1 protein-coding gene is annotated in these 203 nt (G+C 51.2%); it reads right to left on the reverse strand.

Annotated features, from left to right (window positions below; translation table 11 throughout):
* The coding region (locus FDW88_RS18690) for a transposase (protein WP_137363137.1) at positions 1–175 on the reverse strand (175 nt) is incomplete at its 3' end.
* Positions 176–203 lie beyond the last annotated feature (28 nt).

Genomic DNA, 203 nt, shown 5'->3' on the forward strand with positions numbered 1-203 from the left:
GCTCTTTCAGACGAGTCATCATGGAGGCATCCATCCCGCCAAAACGCGAACGCCACTTATAGAAACTGGCGTTGCTCATGCCATGTTCACGACACAGTTCCGCCACCGGTGTTCCGGCCTCGGCTTGCTTCAGAATGGACATGATCTGGCTGTCAGTAAAACGTGATTTTTTCATAGAGATCTCCCCGGTTCAGATTACGAGA

The sequence above is a fragment of the Citrobacter sp. wls829 genome, assembly GCF_005280825.1.
In the GTDB taxonomy this organism is placed as follows: Bacteria; Pseudomonadota; Gammaproteobacteria; order Enterobacterales; family Enterobacteriaceae; genus Citrobacter; species Citrobacter gillenii.